The sequence below is a fragment of the Streptomyces sp. SP18BB07 genome, assembly GCF_036322545.1.
Classification (GTDB): Bacteria; Actinomycetota; Actinomycetes; order Streptomycetales; family Streptomycetaceae; genus Streptomyces; species Streptomyces deccanensis.
Window position 1 is genome coordinate 1 of sequence record NZ_JAQYWT010000036.1, and the last position, 362, is coordinate 362.

1 protein-coding gene is annotated in these 362 nt (G+C 71.8%); it reads right to left on the minus strand.

Translation table 11 applies throughout. The features are described 5' to 3' along the window. Window positions 1-74: 74 nt before the first annotated feature. Window positions 75-362 (minus strand): hypothetical protein (locus tag PUR53_RS00090; RefSeq protein ID WP_443080240.1); only part of this gene is annotated, 288 nt, incomplete at its 5' end.

Consider the following 362-nt stretch of genomic DNA (forward strand, 5'->3'; position numbering starts at 1 on the left):
AACCTCTCCGTCCAGCAGAGCGGGACTGGGGACCGGCAGGCAGCGCTCGCCTCCATCACCGAAGCCGTCGACCACTACCGCACCCTCACCCAGGCCAACCCCGCCGCCCACCTCCCCCGAACCGAAGAGCGGCGGGACCTCCAAGCCACGCCGCCGTTGGGTAGATGGGGGTGGCAGGCGGCGCTCTCCACCATCCCCGGTGCGGGGGGGGTCCGGCGGAGTTCGACGGCTTCGGTGATGGAGCCGAGCGCTGCCTGCCGGTCCCCAGTCCCGCTCTGCTGGACGGAGAGGTTGTTCAGGGACATGGCGAGGTCGGGGAGGTGGGCGGCGGGGTTGGCCTGGGCGAGGGTACGGCGGATTTC